The organism is Streptomyces rishiriensis (assembly GCF_030815485.1).
In the GTDB taxonomy this organism is placed as follows: domain Bacteria; phylum Actinomycetota; class Actinomycetes; order Streptomycetales; family Streptomycetaceae; genus Streptomyces; species Streptomyces rishiriensis_A.
The window spans coordinates 215,524-233,440 of sequence record NZ_JAUSWV010000001.1; the positions used below are offsets into that span (position 1 = coordinate 215,524).

Here is a 17,917-nt window from a genome sequence, read left to right on the forward strand (position 1 = left end):
GCCGAACGTGCAGAGCCGTCAGGGTGCGAAGGCTCGTTGAACGGTGAGTGAGAGGGCGTTGCGGCGGGTGTCGTGAGCGGCCTCGGGCTCGTCTTTGTGGGCGGTGTGCATGGGGCTTGCGGGCGACCATGTCATCGACATGGCGGTGACGAGGGCGAGCACCTCGGCCGGCGCGATGGTGGGGTTGACGATGCCTTTCGCCTGGGCGTCGGCGATCGACTGGAGCTTCTCGCTGTCGTGTCCGGGCATGAAGTGGTAGAGGTCTCCGGCCGGTGTGCGTTCCAGACGGGCCCACGTGGCCAAGCGGACGAGTTCGGGGCGCACGAGGTAGGAGTCGTAGAGACGGACGGCGTAGCCAGGCAGGTCGTCGCCGGTGACCGGAACGGTCTCGACGATCATGTCCAGGTGTTCGGCGAAGACGGCGTCGAAGAGTTCGTCCTTGCTGCGGTAGTACTTGTAGATCTGCGCCTTGTTGACGTTGGCGTTGGCGGAGATCCGGTCGATGCGTGCGCCGGCGATGCCGTAGGCGGCGAACTCGACTGTCGCCGCGTCGAGCAGACGCCGACGCGACGCCTCGCCTGCGCTGGTGATCTGGCCCGTCTTCATGACACCATCCTAAACAAACCAGTTCGTTTATACCGATGGGGTCCGGCCGCCTCCGGTCTCCCTCTGCCGGGGAGGGCCAGGACGGCCGGAGGGTGCGGAGCTCGTATGGGGCTCAGCTTGCGGGGGTGCTCATGTCGAGGACGAAGCGGTACCGGACGTCGTTGCGGGCCAGTCGTGCCAGTGCTTCGTTGACCTGGTGAGAAGGCAGGACCTCGATCTCTGCGGTGATGCCATATTCGGCGCAGAAGTCGAGCATCTCCTGGGTTTCGAGGGTGCCGCCGCTGCCGGCGCCGGCGATGGTCTTGGCGCCCTGGATGAGGCTGAGCGGTTGCACCTCGATGGCGCTCTCGGGGATGCCGACCACGCAGAGCGTTCCGTCCATGGCGAGCGCGGTCATGTACGGCTCGACGGAGTGCGGTGCGCCGACGGTGTCGAGGATGAAGTCGAAACGGCCGGCCTGGGCGGCCATCTGCTTCTCGTCCGTGGAGAGCACCACGTCGTCGGCGCCCAGTGCGCGGGCTTCGTCGGCCTTGTCCATGGTCCTGGTGAACTGCACGACCTCGGCGCCGAGCGCGTGGGCAAACTTGAGGGCGATGTGGCCGAGCCCGCCCATCCCGACGATGCCGACTGTCTTGCCCGGGCCGACACCCCACCGCTTCATGGGCGCGTAGGTGGTTATTCCGGCACACATCAGGGGTGCGACACCGGCCGGGTCCAGGCCCTCGGGCAGGTGGTAGGTGAACTTCGCGGGCAGGACGTACTCCGAGGAGTAGCCGCCACGAGTCATCTGGCCGTCCTTCGGGTCGGTGTTCCCGTAGGTCAGGGTCGGGAACCGCAGGCACCAGTTCTCACGGCCCTTGAGGCAGGGCGGACAAGTTCCGCAGGAGTCGATGATGTTGCCCACGGCTACCTTGTCGCCCACCTCGAACCTGGTGACTGCGCTGCCGACAGCGGTGATCTCGCCTGTCATCTCATGGCCCGGCACGAGGGGGAAGGCGTTGCCGTGGCGGATGGCGGAGATGTCGCTGGCGCAGACTCCGCAGTACTCGACGCGTACGGCGACATCGTCGGGGAGCAGGTCGCGGCGGGTGAAGTCCCACGGGGCCAGCGGGCCGCCCTGGTGGTGTGCGGCCCAGCCGCTGACATTCCTCATGGTGAATTCCTTATCTACGAAGTGCGGGAGCGCAGAGGTGGTCCCCAGCGAGGCGTGCGGGGCGGCGCCGTCACGGCGCGCGCCGCGTCGAGCACCGGCTGGTGACGGGATTTCAGTCGTCGAAGACGATTTCGGCGAGGCGGCTGCCGGCCATCCAGTCCTCCACACGGGTGGGCTGGGCGATGCGGCCCGGGTTGTGGGGCTGGTTGAGGTCGGCGACGAACTGGGTGAAGATCCGTCGACGCTCGCTGTCGTCGGTGATCGGGACGGCGGTGGCGGGCAGATCGGCCCGGATGCCGTGCTTGAGGTGGAAGGTGAGGCGGGGGTTGGCCAAGATGTTGGCGTACCAGCTGGGGCGGGACGGCAGGCCGCTGAGGTAGATCTTGCCGTCGGCCCGGTAGAACCAGATTTCGATCCGCCGTGCTTTTCCGGTCTTGGCGCCGGTGGTGGTGATGTCGATGGTCCGGTCTCGGGCGGGCGACGCGGGAGTGATCGCCAGCGCCCGGCGTACGGCCTCATCCATAACGTTCTCCTTTATTCACGGGCGGGTCATTCGCGCAGGCCCGCCGCTGGGGCCGTCGCGGCCGCGCACCGGTGCGGTGCGTCGGCTGCAACGGTTGTCTTGGCGCGTTGACGCGGGAGGCTGGATCAGAGCTGGATCATGACGGTCTTGGTCTCGGTGAAGGAGTCCAGGACGTCGGTGCCGTGCTCGCGCCCGATGCCGGACTGCTTGAAGCCGCCGAAGGGGACGGTGCCGGCAGTCATCTGCCCGTAGGTGTTGATCCACACGGTGCCTGCTTGGAGGCCGGCGGCGACGCGGTGGGCACGGCTGAGGTCGGAGGTCCACACGGCGGAGGCGAGGCCGTAGTCGGTGTCGTTGGCCAGCCGCAGCAGTTCGGCCTCGTCGGTGAACGACATCAGTGTGGCGACGGGGCCGAAGATCTCTTCCTGGGCGACGCGCATGTCGTTGGTGACGTCGTCGATGACGGTCGGGGGGACGAACAGGCCGGGGTTGTCGGTGAGTTCGCCGCCCTGGCGCAGGCGGGCGCCTTCGCCCCGGGCGATGTCGAAATAGGAGGTGACGGTTTCGAAGTGGCTCCGGGAGGCCAGCGGGCCCATACGGGTGTCCGGGTGGAAGGGGTCGCCCATGGTGTACGTGGCGAGCTCTCCGGCCAGCAGCCGGCCGAACTCCTCGCGCACGGACTCCTCGACGAAGATGCGGGTTCCCGCGACACAGCCCTGGCCGGTGCCGGCGCAGAAGCCGGCGGCGGCACCGGCGGCGGCCTTGAGGTCGGCGTCGGCGAAGATGATGTCCGGGGACTTGCCGCCGAGCTCGAGCGTGACGCGCTTGAGATTGCTGGTGGAGGCTTCCAGGATGTGCTTGCCGACACTGGTGGAGCCGGTGAAGGTGACCTTGTCGATGCCGGGGTGGTTGATGATCGCCTCGCCGGCGATACGCCCGCTGCCGGTGATGACGTTGACCACGCCTGCGGGCAGGTCGGTCCTCTGCAGGAGTTCGCCCAGACGCAGGGCGGTCAGCGGTGACTGCTGCGCGGGCTTGAGGACCACGGTGTTCCCGGTAGCCAGGGCCGGCCCGATCTTCCAGGCCGCCTGGAGCAGCGGACCGTTCCAGGCCGTGATGCCTGCGACGACGCCCAGCGGCTGACGCAGGGTGTAGTGGAACTGGCCCGGCTCCGAGGGCGCAGTCTGCCCGTAGATCTTGGTGGGCCAGCCCGCGTAGTGCCGGATGACCTCGACAGAGTGCGAGACGAACCAGCGGCTCAGGTACAGCGGGGCGCCCATGTCGAGGGATTCCAGCGTGGCGAGTTCCTCGGCGTGGTCCTCCATCACGTCAGCGATCTGCAGCAGGATCTGGCTGCGCCGGTAAGGGGTGATCGCTGCCCAGGAGGGGTCCTCGAACGCCCTGCGGGCAGCCGCAACGGCGAGGTCGACGTCCTCGGCGCCAGCAGCGGCGGTGGAAGCCAGCACCTCTTCGGTCGTCGGGTCGATCGTATCGATGGTCTGACCGGAGCGGGCCGGAACCCACTGACCGTCAATCAGAAGCTGCTTCGGCGCACCCGTCAGGAAGGCCGGCGAGGGGCGTTCGGACGAAGCAAGCATGAGCGGAACAGACACAGAGACCTCCACAGCCAGGAAAACAAACTGGTTTGTTTACGTGTTGAGAAACGTACTCCTCGCTGACTCCAAGGTCAAACGAACTAGTTTGTTTTCTCTGTCTGGTCGAGCCGCCATACGATTTCGTCGTGCAGGACGGCGGCGGCCTTAAGTGCGCTGAGCTGCGGCGATGCCTTCCAGCATGGGGAGTGCGAGATGCCGCGGGTCTCCCCTGCCGGGATGCAGATCGCGGGGAGCCGACACGCCGTGCCCCCGGGAGCCCTTCTGCAACGCGCTGTGCCCACACGTACTGCGAGCCGCTGGCGTGCGGGCTTGCAGCCCGCAGCCGGTACGCCGGCCCCAGCGCCTATCGAGTGAGGCACCGGAGCCATGACACGAGGGCGGGGCCGCGCGTGGCGAACGCGTCCGGTGCGCGCCCGAAGTCCGCAGAACCGGTCTTGTGGCGAGCGAGGTGAGCACGCGTTGAGCATCTGGTGAGCACGCTGGACCTTCCCGCGCTCACGCTTGATCCAGGAGACTGGTGCTGCGCGGCGGACAGTGCCGTCCTATGCACCGGTGGGCAGCAGAACACGGCCCACGGCTGAGGAGGCCCTCTTGCCCATCACGGCCGGATCAAACCGACGTGGGCAGGGGCCGCTGAGAAGCAAAGGGGAGGGCATGGCCACGGACTTCACCGAACTCGGGGCGTTCTTGAAAACCAGGCGGGCACGCGTTTCGCCCCAGGAGGCAGGACTGCCACCAGGGTCACGCCGGCGGGTACCGGGACTGCGCAGGGACGAGGTGGCACGGCTTGCCGACATCTCCGTCGACTACTACATCGAATTGGAGCAGGGGCGCCGCCAGGGCCCCTCGGTGGCTGTACTCAAGGCTCTTGCAGTAGCCCTGCGCCTGGACGCCACGGAGACCGAGTACCTGATGCACCTGGCCGGCCATCCGGCACCGCTGGGCGGTGACACGCTGCGCATGCAGTCCACGCTGCAGCATCTGCTGGAACAGTTGCAGGACACTCCCGCCCTGGTGATCACCGATCTGTACGAAGTCGTCATGCAAAATCGCGCCTGCCAGGTCCTGGTCGGTCCGCATCGAGTGCGCAGCGGCCGAGGCGCCAGCTTCGTCTACCAGTGGTTCACGAACACTGGTGTCCGCCACGTGTACCCACAGGACGATCACGTTTTCCACTCCCGGCGCATGGTGGCCGACCTGCGTACGGCTGCTGCCCGACGCGGCCCGCACGACCAGGCTGTCCAGGCGGTGGTCAAGGCGCTGTTGGTGGAGAGCAGGGAGTTCGCCACGTTGTGGGCGGACCATCAGATAGCGATCTGTCACGAGGGCCGCAAGAGGATCGTGAATCCGGTGCTGGGGGTGGTGGAGGTGCAGTGGAACAGCTTCTTCACCGCGGACGCCGCGCAGCGCCTGATGTGGATGGCTCCGGTGGACAGTACGGTCTCCCAGCGGATCGCCGAGCTGGACCCGTACGAGGTCTGGCAGAAGACGCCGGCCCCTGCTGAGCCCGTATCCACGGTTGCGGCGGTGCAGGCATCCTGAGGCAGGTTCCGGCCGGCCGCCCTTTCACGGACCGCCCGAAGGCGTGCGTGGCTCACGTGCCACGCGGTGCGACAGGGCGGCCATCCCGCCCACGGGCGGGGATCGGGCAGTGGGCGGCCGCCGCAGGCACCACGCTTCACGACGTCGTGGCCTCGCACTGGGCTGCGCCGGACGTGGCACGGACCATGCCTGTGGGGGGTGCGAAGCGCCCCTGGTTGCGCCCCGGGCAGCACGCCAGACTCGCACCATGAATCTTCGACAGCTGGGAGAAATCCTCAAGGCGCACCGGGAGAGGATCCCGCCCGACGCCCTGGGTTTCCCGCTGAAGGCGGGGCCTGACCGCCGGCGCGTGAGCGGACTGCGGCGTGACGAGGTGGCTCGGCTGGCGGGCATTTCCCGGGACTACTACAGCAGCCTGGAACAAGGACGCGGCGCGCGTCCGTCGGCGGCCACTCTGGCGGGTCTTTCCCGAGCGCTGCGCCTGGAATGGGCTCAGCGCGCCGAGTTGTTCGATCTGGCGGGGCATCCACTGCCCGGTGGCGGGGGACTGCAGCATGTGCAGCCGGGAGTGCTTTTCTTGATGGACCGCATGAGCGCGTGGCCTGCCCTGGTGTTTGATGAGGCGGGCGAGGTCCTTGTACAGAACGAGCTGGCAATGGCTCTCCTGGGAGATCTCGTCTCCGGCCGCGGTGCCCGGGGCGGAATCGTGGAACGCTTCTTCACCGACCCCGCCTTCCGCGGCAGATTCGCACAGGCCGGCCACGAGGCAGTGGCACAGTTCCTGGCCGCCATGGTCCGCAGGGCTCAGAGTTCCTGGCCGGCCGAGGGCCCCGCTGCCGGTGCCGTTGCCCGGCTGGCCGCGGCGAGTCCTGAGTTTGCGCGCCTGTGGTCGGCAGCCGGACGCTTAGAGCAGGCCGGCCTGACAAGCGTGGAGTTCGCTCATCCCTCGCTGGGGCCGATCACTTTGAGCTGTTCCTGCATGCTCACTCCCCGGATGCGGCAGTGGCTGGTGTGGTTCACCGCAGCACCGGGCAGCGTCGCTGCGGACCAGCTGGCTCTGCTCGAGGTGATGGGAATACAGTCCATGCCCCCCTCGCAGCCCTGAGGCTGACCACAGGCGCCTGAGGGGGCATGCGGTCAGCCCAGCGTGTCGTACAGATGGTCGCTGATCCGGCTGAGTGCGTGATTGAGGTGCCTGCGGTAGGTGCTGAACGCCATCCCGAGACGGGCGGCCGCTTCCGGCTGGGTCGTGGGGCCCTGGAAGTAGGCGGCCGCCACAACGCGGTGGTATCCGGCGGTGGAGGGCTCGGCCAGCAATGCGTCGACGCCTTCCTCGACCGCCTCGCGCAGCGCGTCGAGTGCGGTAACTCCAGGCCGGGTGCGGACCGCGTTCCTCAGCAGCGGGTTGACGGCGAGCTTGGCCGGTTCCTGGAAGTACTTGACGGCCTCGCGTACGGCCTGGTCGAACTCTGCCCTGCTGAGGGGCATTCCGGGTTCCAGCTGTTCGGACGCCGGTTTGTCCTCGGGCAGCGCCTGGCGGTCGAGCTTGTCCAGCCACCTGTCCAGCGGCATCTTGGTCCAGTCGTGGGCCCACAGCGTATGGGTGCGGTCCCCCACCTGCGCGGTACCTGCCGGATGGTGCTGGGTGTAGGCAGCGACCGGCCCCCAGTACTCGGTGTCCTCGAAGGCGAGGAACGAGTGCGTCATGCCGGAGGCATGCAGCAGCTCGGCTGTATGCCTCACCGAGATCAGGCCCATGACCGGAGAGCGGGGGCTGTAGGCCTCGGGTCCGGCGATGATGAACCGCATCATCCCCAGGTGACGGCCCGCGGGGATGGAGGAGGTGTGCTGCCAGGCCGCGGCAACGACCGGGTCGGCCGTCAGGTGGCCGGCTTCCGGGGCGGTGAGCTGCAGCCAGCAGATGTAGGCGCGGGGGCTGTTGTCGTGCGGGTTGCGGTACACACGGAACCCCTGAGGCTGGTTGTCCATCCAGAACTCGGCGATCTGCGCGCTGTGCCTGCCGGCCTGGCTGGCCGTCAGGTCCAGCAGCGCGGCGCGGTCGGTGTGCCGCAGGGTGTCTTCGAAGATCCCGCCGGGATCGTCCCAGCCCAGGTATTCGGAGACGTCTTCTCCACTGCGGTGCTGGAGGTAGCTGTATTCCAGGGTGCGGTCCATGACGCTGTGCGCCGGCGCTGTGCGGACCTGGCCCAGCAGGTGGGAGCGCAGGCTCTGGTTGAGGGCGCGGTAGGTTCCCGGGTCACGCCAGCGCAGGTCGGTGTCCAGCAGATGACGCACGATGTCGTGCGGGAACAGTCCCTGGGGAGCCGGTTCCACGAAGGGCAGTTCCCTTAGCCAGCGAAAGAGTCTGCCGGCATCGGCGGGCAGGACGACCCTCAGCAGTTCCTCGGTGGTCGTGCGTGCGTGGGCGCAGACTTCCAGGGCGCGCCGGTGCTCGTCGGAGGGCATGTCACCGATGAGCTGGTCCAGGAGGCTGTGCACGATGTCGGCTCCCGGCTGCCAGCGCTGTGGAAGTGCGTTGGCGCCGGAGGCGACAGAGGCGGCCAGGGCGAGAGCGAGCGGGTTGCCGCCGGCGAACGCGAGGATGTCGTCGCGTGTCTTGGCCGGCAGGCGGCGCCGGACCAGGAGCTCCTCGGCATCCGTCCTCGGCAGGTCCGTCAGGCGCATCACCCGCAGCGCGGTCGACCATGCGCCGTCCACGCGCCAGGCGGGACTGGGCGGACGGCGTCCGGCGACCACGGTGATGGTGCCGGAAGGCAGCGTCGGCAGGACGGTTTCGTACAGCCAGCGCTCCAGTCCCTGGCACTGTTCGAACGTATCGAGCATCAGCACCAGGCGTTCTCCCGGAGGCTGATTGCCGACGGCGTCGGTGAGCGAGGCAGGCGAGACAGCCAGGGCGCGGCCGTCGAACCGCAGGACATGGCATCCCGCCGTGCGGGCCTGTTCGGCGATCATGTGCAGCAGCGTGGTTTTGCCCAGGCCTCCCGGCCCGTGCAGGTACAGCACGCACGGTCCGCTGTCGTTCGAGGCCAGCATGGCCTCGAAGGCTGCCAGCTGTTCCGCCCGGCCGACGAAGGTGTGTCGACGCTCCGCGGCGAGCTGGACACCGAGTGCGGGGCCATGGACGTTCATAGCGGTAGATGTCCTTCGTCGTTCTGTGCTCTGGCAGGCGGCAGGTCAGGAGTCAGGCGAAGGCCGGGGCAGCGCTTCGGCGCGCTGCCGTAACGCTCCGGGGAGGCAGCGGCGGCTGGGTCTGGTCGTGAGCGGCGGTGATCCATACCAGACGCTGTCCCGCGCCGGTGACGGTGAAGTGACGGAAGACCACGCCGACCACGCCCGCGTCCGGGTGCATCAGGCGCACCGGGCGGGCGGGCACGGATATCTCGTGGGCCTGCCACAGCCGCGCGAAGCACGGGCTGGCGTTTCGCAGCCTCGCCACGAGGTCGGCGACGGCCGGGTCCCCACGGCGGGTCGCGGCGGCACGGCGCAGGTCGGCCACGTAGGTGCGCGCGTAGTAGTCCCGGTCCTCGTCGATGACGCGGGCCCGGGCAGCGGGGTCGGTGAACCACCGGTAGGACAGGGTGCACGCGCTGCCGGTGCCTGCAGGCAGTTCTCCCAGCAGTTCCTCGGCCAGTTCATTGCGGGCCAGCACTTCGTGCAGGTCGCTCAGGATCATGGCCGGTGTGTGGTGCAGGCGGTGCAGGAGATCGTCGACTGCCGGGTGAATGCTGACTGGCGTGTGACGCGCCGGTGCCATGTGGCCGGCCAGGTTGAAAAGGAACATCCGTTCCTGGGTGCCCAGGCTCATGGCCTGGGCCAGAGCGTCCAGCACTGCGGGAGTCGGGGATCCACTGCGGCCCTGCTCGATGCGCGTGTAGTAGTCCACGGAGATGTCGGCGAGGTGGGCGACCTCGGCCCGGCGCAGGCCGGTCACTCGTCGGCGGGCGCCGGCGGGCAGCCCCAGGCTTGCGGGATTGGTCTGATGGCGGCGGGCGGTGAGGAACTGGCCGAGCTCGGCTGCAGTCATGGACTACCCCTTGGGACGTGGAGTGTTTGGGCTGCGGACTGCGAGCGGGCACTGCTCATTGCCGGAAGGTTCCGGCACGGACAACGCCCACACTGGCCGGAACGTTCCGGCAGCAGATAATCTAGACCGGCCGGAACGTTCCGGCAAGTTGTTCCGAAAGACGAACCCTTTCAGTGGAGCTGCATATGAACGAGCCGGTGTCCCCAGCCCGCTCGGCCACGATCGTCGATGTCGCCCGGCGTGCCAATGTCTCCAAGACCACCGCTTCGGATGCGTTGTCGGGGTCGGGGCGGGTGTCGGAGGGGACCCGCCGGCGCATCGTGGAGGCGGCCGGGGAGCTGGGGTACGTGCCCAATGCCGCCGCCCGTCATCTGCGCAGCGCCCGCACCGGCACCATCGCTCTGCACATCCCGCAGCGTGCGATGGGCCTGACCTTCTACATGGAGTTCGCCTTCGCCGCGGCCCGCCGGGCCCAGGACCACGGCCTGGACCTCACCCTCCTCGCGCCCGGCGACCGCACCACCGGCACCCCCCAGATCCGCGCCGACGGCATCATCCTCATCGACCCCATGCCCACCGACCCCGTCGCCACCGCCCTCGCCCGCGTATCTCTGCCACTGGTCTGCGTCGGCCAGTTCCAGACAACGGGCTCCACGCCGGCGGGGTTGTTGCATGCTGATCACGGTGCCGCGATGCGGGAGCTGATGGACCACCTCGCCCGGGCCGGCGCCACCGCCCCCGCCTTCATCGGCACCGACGACGACTTCCAGTCCGACTGGGCCGTCCTCATCCGCCGCACCTATGAGGACTGGTGCCACCAGCACGACATCACCCCCCACATCGGCGCCGTCGCCACCGACGCCCCCACCGCCGCCACCAGCACCCTCGTCACCGACATGCTCACCCGCCGGCCCGACACCGACGCACTCATCTGCGGACCCGACGGCACCGCCCAGATCGCCCACCACACCCTGCAAAACCTCGGCCGCACCATCGGCCGCGACATCCTCCTCGCCGCCTGCGTCGACTCCCCCGCCCTCACCCTGTGCACACCCCCCGTCACCGCCATCAACCTCCGCCCCCAGCCCTACGGCCACCAAGCCGTCGAACTCCTCACCGACCTCCTCACCGGCACCGCCCAAGCCCCCACCGAACGCCACCACCCCATCGAACTCATCACCCGCACATCCACCAGCCGGACGGCGTCTGCCCTGGCCTGACGCATCGAGGACAGCGCCGTACCAAGGCGACAGGCCGACCCGCCTTGCAAGGAGCGTCGGGCAGGCTCCGCCCGACTGCCGTTTCCAAAGGGGCGTCCGGTCAATCCGCGCTCTGGGCACCCGGGCGCCGCGGCCCCACAGTCAGCCCTCCCAGTGCAGGGGCCGGGTTTCCCGCATCCGAGCCCGCGTCTCCGCCGCGCCCCGCAGCCTCTCCTATCGGACCCTAGGACAGCCAGCCCTAGTCAAACCAGCCCTCTTTCTCCCTCCTGCTGTGGCTGGAAATGTCAGGTCCGACAGAGGAAGGCCGTGGTCAACGGTTATCCCTCGTACCACCTCACCTGCCTGGAGACCCACGATGCGTGCTGCCTTGGCTACTGCCGTCAACGCCCCCCTGTCCGTGATCGACCGTGAGACGCCCGAGCCGAAGGCCGGTGAGGTACTCATCAAGGTCACTGCGTGCGGCGTGTGCTTCTCGGACCTGAACCTGATCCGCGGCCACTACCCCTTCGCCCGCTTCCCGGTCATCCCCGGCCACGAGATCACCGGCACCATCGCCGCGGTCGGCGAGGGCGTCACCGGACTTTCCGTCGGCGACGCCGTGGGCGCCCAGTTCCTGTACGACTCGTGCGGGCACTGCGACTACTGCGTCGCCGGCGAGCAGATCCTGTGCCCGAAGAAGCGCATCACCGGCATCGTCGCGGACGGCGGATACGCCGAGTACGCCGTGTTCAAGGCCGGCTACGTCACCCCGCTCCCGGCCGGCATGGACCCCGTGGCCGCCGCACCGCTGATGTGCGCGGGCATCACCGCCTTCAACGGCCTGCGCAAGGGCGGCGCGAAGGCCGGCTCCCGTGTCGCCATCATCGGCGCCGGCGGTATCGGCGCCCTGGCCATCCGCTACGCCGTCGCCATGGGCGCCCGGGTGGCGGTCATCGGCCGCTCCCGCCGCGGGGAGGACCACGCCAAGTCACTCGGCGCGGAGCTGTTCATCCCCAGCGCCGACACCGACCCGGCGGCCGCGCTCAAGGCATGGGACGGCGGCGCCAACCTGGTGCTCAACGCCGCACCCTCCACCGCCGCCGCGGCCGCCACGCTCGGCGGCCTGGCCCCCGACGGCACGCTCCTGCTGTGCGGCTACGGCTCGGACCCGCTGACCCTGCCCACCCAGCCGATGGTCCTCAACCGGCTGCGTGTCATGGCCTCCCCCTCCGGCTCCCCCCACGACCTGCGCGACACCCTGGCCTTCTCCGCCGCCCACGACATCTTCCCCTCCGTGACGCCCATCAGCCTGGACCAGGCCCCCGACGCCCTGGACGCCCTGGGCTCCGGCGCCGGCGGCGGCCGGTCCGTCATCACCTTCGCCTGAGCCCGTCACGCCCCGCCCCTTCCACTGCTTCACCCCCCTTCCCACCGCAGGAGACATCCCATGAGCACCATCCTCATCACCGGCGCCGGTTCGGGCTTCGGCGCGCTGACCGCCCGCGCACTGGCCGACGCCGGCCACACCGTGTATGCCGCGATGCGCAACACGACCACCCGCAACGCCGAGCGGGTCACCGATGCCAAGAACTACGCCGCGGAGAACGGCGTCGACCTGCGCACCGTCGAACTCGACGTTCTGTCCCAGGAATCCGCGGACGCCGCCATCGCGACCGTCGTCAGCGAGGCCGGCGGCCTCGATGTGATCGTCCACAACGCCGGCCACATGGTGACCGGCCCGACCGAGGCCTTCACCCCGGACGAGATGATCGCCGTCTACGACACCAACGTGCTGGGTACCCAGCGCGTCAACCGCGCCGCCCTGCCTCACCTGCGCAAGCAGCGCAACGGCCTGGTGCTGTGGGTGGGTTCGACGTCCACCAAGGGCGGCACCCCGCCGTACCTGGCCCCCTACTTCGCCGCGAAGGCCGCGATGGACGCCCTCGCCGTCTCCTACGCCGCCGAACTGGCCCGCTTCAACGTCGAGACGTCGATCATCGTCCCGGGTTCCTTCACCCGCGGCACCAACCACTTCGCCACCGGCGGCCACCCCGGCGACCAGACCGTCATCCCCGACTACGAGGCGCACTACGCCGGGATGATGGACCAGGTCTCCCAGCGCCTGGCGGCCCTCGCTCCCGCCGACGCCGATGTCTCCCAGGTGGCCGACGCGATCGTCGAGGTCGTGGGTACCGAGCACGGCAAGCGGCCCTTCCGCGTCCACATCGACCCCGCCAACGACGGCTCCGAGACCGTCAGCGCGGTCGCCGACCACATCCGCGCCGAGTTCCTCACCCGGATCGGCCTGGAAGACCTGCTGCACCCGCACAACTGACGTCCGCCTGTATGGCCCCGCCGGACTCAGCGGGGCTGCCCAGGTGCCCTAGACCGCCGGTGCGGTGCGAAACCCCCGTTGCGCCGCACCGGCTTTTCACCCTGCCTCCTTCCGCCCTTTGGAGTTCCGCCATGCCTGCAAGCACCGCCTCTGCCGCCCGCGGCCTGTTGATCGGCGGCAAGGAGATACCCGCCGTCTCCGGCCGCACCACCGACGACCTCGACCCCCGCACCGGTGAGGTGTTCGTACGCGTGCCCGCCGCCGGGCCGGAGGACGTCACCCTCGCCGTCGACGCGGCCGACGCTGCCTTCGCCTCCTGGGCCGCCACCGCGCCCACCGCCCGCCGTGAACTCCTGCACCGCGCGGCCGACCTGCTGGAGCAGCGGGCCGACGAGTTCACGCAGATCATGCTCGCCGAGACCGGCGGCACCCGGACCTGGGCCGGCTTCAACATCCATATGTCGGCCACCCTCATCCGGCAGGCCGCCACCATGGCGACGGGCCCCGTCGGCAAGCTGCTGGCCAGCGACGTCAGCGGCGAATGGTCCATGGCCGTACGGGAGCCGGCCGGTGTGGTCGCCGCCTTCGTGCCGTGGAACGGGCCGCTGATCCTGTGTGCCCGCGCCGTCGCCGTCGCGCTGGCCACCGGCAACCCGGTCATCATCCGCCCCAGCGAGGACGGCCCCATCACCTCGGGTTACTTCCTGGCCGACATCCTCGCCGAGGCCGGCCTGCCGGCCGGTGTCGTCAACATCGTCACCAACGACCGTGCCGATGCCCCCGCCGTCGTCGAAGCTCTCATCGCCGATCCCCGCGTGCGCCGCGTCAACTTCACCGGCTCCACCCCGGTGGGCCGCATCGTCGGCCGTCTGGCGGGCGAGCACCTGACCCCCGTCATCCTGGAACTGGGCGGCAAGAACCCGATCGTCGTCCTGGACGACGCCGATCTGCAGTACGCCGCAGCCGGTGTCACGGTCGCCAAGTTCATGAACGCCGGCCAGATCTGCATGTGCGTGGACCGCGTCATCATCCAGGACAGCGTCTACGACGCCTTCACCGACGCCTTCCTTGCCAAGGTGAACTCGCTTGGCCAGGGCAACCCCGACGACCCGCACACCCTGGTGGGCCCCCTCATCAACGCCCGTGCCGCCGAACGCGTCGCCGGCCTGGTCGCCGACGCCGTCGCCAAGGGAGCCACCGTCCTGACCGGCGGCGGCGACGCCGACGGCGCCTTCTACCCCGCCACCGTCCTCGCCGACGTCACCGCGGACATGCGGATCTACCACGAGGAAGTCTTCGGCCCCGTCGCCACCCTGTTCCGCGTGAACAGCGCCGAAGACGCCGTCACCCTCGCCAACGACACCCCCTACGGCCTGTCCAGCGCCGTCTACACCGAGAACGCCACCCGCGGCCTCGCCGTCGCCCGCGCCCTGCGCCACGGCGCCGTCCATGTCAACGACCACTCCGTCTCCGACGAGCCGCAGGCCCCCGTCGGCGGCGTCAAGGACAGCGGCTTCGGCCACTTCGGCAGCGAATGGGGAGCGGAATTCTTCACCGAGACTTGCTGGATCACCCTCGCCGACCAGCACAGCACCTACCCCGTGTAACCCGCACCGGATGCGGTGCCGGGCTCACCCGAATCCGGCACCCTCCGGCTGCGCCCCGCATACCAAGTCACCATGCCGTGAGGAACCACCGTGCCCGAAGGCGCACTGCTGGCCGAGCAGATCATCGACGCCGCCGAACAGGCGCTGCGCCGCTTCGGCCCCCGCAAAGCCACCGTCATGGACACCGCCCGCATCCTGGGTGTCTCCCACGGCAGCATCTACCGGCACTTCCCCGACCGCGACGCACTGCGCGAAGCGGTCATCGAGCGCTGGCTCGCCCGGCTGCGTGACACCCTCCCGGCCGGCCAGGGCCCCCATCCGGCCGCCTGGCTGGATGCCCTGTACGCCGCCCACCAAGATGCCGCGCGCACCGATCCGGAACTGCACGCCGCCTACGCCCACCTGTCCGCGTACAGCCTGGTGGTGTCCCGCCACCACCAGGCCCTGGCCGCCACGTTGGCCGGGCTGCTGGACACCCGGCCGGCGCCGGCCTGGGCGCACGACCACCTGCATGCCGCGACGACCGGGCTCACCGCGCTCACCGCGTTCCTCGACCCCCGCCTCGCACCCGCAGCCGGCTCACCGGCTGAGTCCTTCACCGCCGCGCGCGACCTTGTCACCGCCGGCCTGACCGCCAACTGACCCGTCCCCAGGACAGGAGAGGAAAGACCCCGTGCCTGCCCTGGCCAGCAGCCTGCTGCCCCTTAAGCCCAACACGGCCCGCGTCCGGGTCGGTGTCCGCGCCGCCGTATGCGCGGCACTGCCGGTGGCGCTCGGCGCGGCCACCGGTCACACCGTCACCGGCCTGATCGCCAGCACAGGGTCCCTGGCCGCGCTCTACAGCGCAGACGCCGCCCCGCGCCGCGAAGCCTTCACCGTAGGCTCCGCTGCCGCCGTGCTGGTCCTCTCCCTTGCCTGCGGAACACTTGCGGCCCACCACCCGTGGCCGGCCGTCGCCGTAACAGCGCTATGGACCGCCCTGGTCAGTTACGCCTGTACCGCACTCGCCGCACGCCCACCGGGCATGATGATGTTCGTCCTGGTGTGCGCCCTGGGGACGGTCCTGCCCGGCAACGTTCTCCTGCTCGCCGCGGCCACCGCCGCCACCGGCGCCGCAGCCACCCTGCTGTCCGTCCTAGACCAGGCATGGCGCACCCGCCGCGGGCAACCTGAACCAGTGCACAACAACCGAGCGGCCAGGGCGCGAACGGCAGCCCGCCTCGCCGTGGCCTTCAACCCCGCCGGATCGCCCTTCGTTCTCATGGCGCTGCGCAGTGCCGGCGCTGTCGCCACAGCCGGCGCCGTCTCCATCCTCTTGGGCCTTGAACGGCCCTACTGGGCCATGGCCACCGCTGCCGCGGTCCTCAGCCGCGGCAACCAGACCTCCACCGCGGCGAACAGAGCCCTGCAACGGCTCCTGGGTACGCTGGCCGGCTGCCTGCTCGCCGCACTCCTGCTGATGGCGCACCCCCGCGCCTGGGCCGCCGCGCTGGTCCTGGCCGCCCTTACCTTCGCCACCGAACTCTTCGTTTCCCGCAACTACGCCTTGGCCATGGTTTTCGTCACGCCGATGGCGCTGCTGCTGGTCGACGCAGCCGGACCGGCCCAGCCGGTGGGAGCGCTGCTCACCTCCCGGGCCGTGGAGACCTTCTTGGGCTGTGCCGCGGCCCTGGCCGCCTCCTACGCCGTCACCTGGCAGTGGGCCCGCCGTCACCAGAACCAGGCGCTCGTACTCGTCCTGCACACCAGCGCCGACATCCTCGCGGCCGACGAAACGGCCGGCAGCCAGCGGCGGCTGGGTCGGCTGGCCGCCGCCGTACACCGGCTGCAACTGGTCAGCGAGCGCACCCGGGCCGAACGGGCGGCCGTCTCCGCCGCCACCGCACCCTTGCAGAAGGAAACCCTCCAGGCACTGGACCGTGCCGCACGACTTTTGCAGCACAGCGCCCCCGAGCCCGACCCCCACACTGCCCGGGCGCTGCGCGCCACGGCCCGCCAACTCGAGACACAGCCCCTGGTCAGAGGTGCTGCATGAACCGGATCCAGTTGCCCTCCACGGTCCCCGGCTTCAACCGGGCAGGACTGGCGGCCCTGCTCATCCTGACCTTCCTGATCACGTGGACTGTCCACAGCCTTCAGTCACCACCCGCCAGCGACGGTTCGACCACTACTGCCTCTCCGACCACGAAGGACCCCACCATGACCGCCTCCCCGCTGCCCCCCGTCGTCGCGACCGCCCTTGCCGCCGCGAACGCTCACGACACCGACGCATGGCTGGCCACCTTCAGCCCCAACGGCGCAGTCAACGACTGGGGCCGCGGCTTCACCGGCCATGAGGCCATCCGCGCATGGAGTGACGCCGAATTCATCGGCGTCGACGTCACGCTGCACGTCACCCAAGCCCACACCACCGGCGACATCACCACGGTGCTCGCCCAGGTCGGCGGCAACGGCTTCAACGGCCCCTCACACTTCACCTTCACCGTGCAAGGCGACCAGATCATCCTCATGCGGATCACCGCCTGAGGCAGCCCCCCGCCCCGGGCCGCCCGCACGGCCACCGCCCGACCTCGCCCGCCGTCCGCGCCCCGATCAGCGGCCGCGCCGAAACCTGCCCCCAAGCAGATACGCCGTTTTGATGCGCCATGCCCCGCTTCTGCGCCGTCCTCTCCCGCGGAGTACCTTCATGCGTTCCATCCGCTTCATCCTGGCTGGTATCCCGCTGAGCGGTGCCGCCTTTCTCCTCTGCGCGCTCCTGGCCCAGCCTCCCCACCGGGTGTCCGGCGTGGTCGCGGCAGCGATCTTCTGCCCTCTGTGGTTCGCGCTCTGCGCAGCCAACGCCCTGGGCGGGGTTGCCGACGGCCACAGTGCCCGCATCGAAGCAGGCCTGGCGGGGGCGATCTTCGCCGGACCGGCTGCTGTCTCCCTTCTGCTGTGGTGGGCCAGCCGCACCTGGTGGAACGACGGCCCGCTCATCACGGCGTCGCGCACCGCATGGGTCCTGACCGCCGGCATCCTGCTGTGGGCCGGAACAGCACAGCTCACAGCCGTCTGGCGGACAGCAGGTTCCCCGGTACGGGCCATGAGCGCGGCCGCTGCCGTCTTCAGCCCCCTGTGGGCAGCCGTCATGGTGGTCAACCTCCTGCTCGGCCTCAGCGTCGGCTACACGCTGATGGAAGAAATCCCTGTCCTCCTCGTCAACCTCGCAGTCCCCGTCGGCGTCGCACTGATCGCCCGCACCCTGCCGGTGCAGAACCGGATCCGGCGTTGACGGATCAAGGTACGCAGCGC

General features: G+C 69.6%; 16 protein-coding genes. 10 read left to right on the forward strand and 6 right to left on the reverse strand.

The window, feature by feature from the left end; all coding sequences use genetic code 11:
- Positions 1-18 precede the first annotated feature (18 nt).
- From QF030_RS01120 to QF030_RS01135, 4 genes are all read right to left on the reverse strand, one after another.
- On the reverse strand, positions 19-606 hold the full coding sequence (locus tag QF030_RS01120; protein ID WP_307160746.1) for a TetR/AcrR family transcriptional regulator: 588 nt from the start codon (positions 604-606) through the stop codon (positions 19-21).
- A 112-nt stretch (positions 607-718) separates the two neighbouring features.
- Complete coding sequence (locus tag QF030_RS01125) at positions 719-1,759, reverse strand: NAD(P)-dependent alcohol dehydrogenase (RefSeq protein ID WP_307160747.1); 1,041 nt, start codon at positions 1,757-1,759, stop codon at positions 719-721.
- Between the two features lie 112 nt (positions 1,760-1,871).
- Positions 1,872-2,282 (reverse strand): nitroreductase family deazaflavin-dependent oxidoreductase, encoded by a 411-nt coding sequence (locus tag QF030_RS01130; RefSeq protein ID WP_307160748.1) that lies wholly within the window; start codon positions 2,280-2,282, stop codon positions 1,872-1,874.
- A 125-nt stretch (positions 2,283-2,407) separates the two neighbouring features.
- On the reverse strand, positions 2,408-3,880 hold the full coding sequence (locus tag QF030_RS01135; protein WP_307160749.1) for an aldehyde dehydrogenase family protein: 1,473 nt from the start codon (positions 3,878-3,880) through the stop codon (positions 2,408-2,410).
- A 672-nt stretch (positions 3,881-4,552) separates the two neighbouring features.
- Here QF030_RS01135 and QF030_RS01140 point away from each other — a divergent pair.
- Both QF030_RS01140 and QF030_RS01145 read left to right on the forward strand, forming a co-directional pair.
- The gene (locus tag QF030_RS01140) at positions 4,553-5,440 is read left to right on the forward strand and encodes a helix-turn-helix transcriptional regulator (protein WP_307160750.1); all 888 of its coding nucleotides are present in this window, start codon (positions 4,553-4,555) and stop codon (positions 5,438-5,440) included.
- A 247-nt stretch (positions 5,441-5,687) separates the two neighbouring features.
- A complete protein-coding gene (locus QF030_RS01145; RefSeq protein WP_307160751.1) occupies positions 5,688-6,545 on the forward strand; it encodes a helix-turn-helix domain-containing protein in 858 nt (285 codons plus the stop codon).
- Between the two features lie 32 nt (positions 6,546-6,577).
- On the opposite strand, the gene QF030_RS01150 is transcribed toward QF030_RS01145, so the two are convergent.
- Both QF030_RS01150 and QF030_RS01155 read right to left on the reverse strand, forming a co-directional pair.
- Positions 6,578-8,590 carry an ATP-binding protein gene (locus QF030_RS01150; protein WP_307160752.1) on the reverse strand — a complete coding sequence of 671 codons (2,013 nt, stop codon included), beginning with the start codon at positions 8,588-8,590 and terminating at the stop codon, positions 6,578-6,580.
- Between the two features lie 52 nt (positions 8,591-8,642).
- Positions 8,643-9,485 (reverse strand): helix-turn-helix domain-containing protein, encoded by an 843-nt coding sequence (locus tag QF030_RS01155; protein ID WP_307160753.1) that lies wholly within the window; start codon positions 9,483-9,485, stop codon positions 8,643-8,645.
- Between the two features lie 185 nt (positions 9,486-9,670).
- Between QF030_RS01155 and QF030_RS01160 the strand changes: the two genes are divergently transcribed.
- From QF030_RS01160 to QF030_RS01195, 8 genes are all read left to right on the forward strand, one after another.
- Positions 9,671-10,705, forward strand: a complete 1,035-nt coding sequence (locus tag QF030_RS01160; RefSeq protein WP_307160754.1) for a LacI family DNA-binding transcriptional regulator — start codon at positions 9,671-9,673, stop codon at positions 10,703-10,705.
- Positions 10,706-11,060: 355 nt separating this feature from the next.
- Positions 11,061-12,071 (forward strand): alcohol dehydrogenase catalytic domain-containing protein, encoded by a 1,011-nt coding sequence (locus tag QF030_RS01165; protein WP_307160755.1) that lies wholly within the window; start codon positions 11,061-11,063, stop codon positions 12,069-12,071.
- 60 nt (positions 12,072-12,131) lie between these two features.
- Entirely contained in the window at positions 12,132-13,019 is an 888-nt protein-coding gene (locus QF030_RS01170) for an SDR family oxidoreductase (protein ID WP_307160756.1), read from the forward strand.
- Between the two features lie 131 nt (positions 13,020-13,150).
- On the forward strand, positions 13,151-14,626 hold the full coding sequence (locus QF030_RS01175; RefSeq protein WP_307160757.1) for an aldehyde dehydrogenase family protein: 1,476 nt from the start codon (positions 13,151-13,153) through the stop codon (positions 14,624-14,626).
- Positions 14,627-14,716: 90 nt separating this feature from the next.
- Complete coding sequence (locus QF030_RS01180) at positions 14,717-15,268, forward strand: TetR/AcrR family transcriptional regulator (RefSeq protein ID WP_307160758.1); 552 nt, start codon at positions 14,717-14,719, stop codon at positions 15,266-15,268.
- Between the two features lie 31 nt (positions 15,269-15,299).
- Positions 15,300-16,661 carry an FUSC family protein gene (locus tag QF030_RS01185; RefSeq protein WP_307160759.1) on the forward strand — a complete coding sequence of 454 codons (1,362 nt, stop codon included), beginning with the start codon at positions 15,300-15,302 and terminating at the stop codon, positions 16,659-16,661.
- Positions 16,662-16,825: 164 nt separating this feature from the next.
- Positions 16,826-17,152 carry a nuclear transport factor 2 family protein gene (locus QF030_RS01190; protein ID WP_307160760.1) on the forward strand — a complete coding sequence of 109 codons (327 nt, stop codon included), beginning with the start codon at positions 16,826-16,828 and terminating at the stop codon, positions 17,150-17,152.
- 160 nt (positions 17,153-17,312) lie between these two features.
- A complete protein-coding gene (locus QF030_RS01195) occupies positions 17,313-17,897 on the forward strand; it encodes a hypothetical protein (RefSeq protein WP_307160761.1) in 585 nt (194 codons plus the stop codon).
- Positions 17,898-17,917 lie beyond the last annotated feature (20 nt).

Excerpts from the sequence above, each read along its gene's own strand:
- QF030_RS01135 (WP_307160749.1), bottom strand. The coding sequence starts at position 3,880 with ATGCTTGCTTCGTCCGAACGCCCCTCGCCGGCCTTCCTGACGGGTGCG.
- QF030_RS01170 (WP_307160756.1), top strand. The coding sequence starts at position 12,132 with ATGAGCACCATCCTCATCACCGGCGCCGGTTCGGGCTTCGGCGCGCTG.
- QF030_RS01140 (WP_307160750.1), top strand. The coding sequence starts at position 4,553 with ATGGCCACGGACTTCACCGAACTCGGGGCGTTCTTGAAAACCAGGCGG.
- QF030_RS01175 (WP_307160757.1), top strand. The coding sequence starts at position 13,151 with ATGCCTGCAAGCACCGCCTCTGCCGCCCGCGGCCTGTTGATCGGCGGC.
- QF030_RS01125 (WP_307160747.1), bottom strand. The coding sequence starts at position 1,759 with ATGAGGAATGTCAGCGGCTGGGCCGCACACCACCAGGGCGGCCCGCTG.
- QF030_RS01195 (WP_307160761.1), top strand. The coding sequence starts at position 17,313 with ATGCGTTCCATCCGCTTCATCCTGGCTGGTATCCCGCTGAGCGGTGCC.
- QF030_RS01165 (WP_307160755.1), top strand. The coding sequence starts at position 11,061 with ATGCGTGCTGCCTTGGCTACTGCCGTCAACGCCCCCCTGTCCGTGATC.
- QF030_RS01145 (WP_307160751.1), top strand. The coding sequence starts at position 5,688 with ATGAATCTTCGACAGCTGGGAGAAATCCTCAAGGCGCACCGGGAGAGG.
- QF030_RS01130 (WP_307160748.1), bottom strand. The coding sequence starts at position 2,282 with ATGGATGAGGCCGTACGCCGGGCGCTGGCGATCACTCCCGCGTCGCCC.
- QF030_RS01160 (WP_307160754.1), top strand. The coding sequence starts at position 9,671 with ATGAACGAGCCGGTGTCCCCAGCCCGCTCGGCCACGATCGTCGATGTC.
- QF030_RS01150 (WP_307160752.1), bottom strand. The coding sequence starts at position 8,590 with ATGAACGTCCATGGCCCCGCACTCGGTGTCCAGCTCGCCGCGGAGCGT.
- QF030_RS01155 (WP_307160753.1), bottom strand. The coding sequence starts at position 9,485 with ATGACTGCAGCCGAGCTCGGCCAGTTCCTCACCGCCCGCCGCCATCAG.
- QF030_RS01120 (WP_307160746.1), bottom strand. The coding sequence starts at position 606 with ATGAAGACGGGCCAGATCACCAGCGCAGGCGAGGCGTCGCGTCGGCGT.
- QF030_RS01190 (WP_307160760.1), top strand. The coding sequence starts at position 16,826 with ATGACCGCCTCCCCGCTGCCCCCCGTCGTCGCGACCGCCCTTGCCGCC.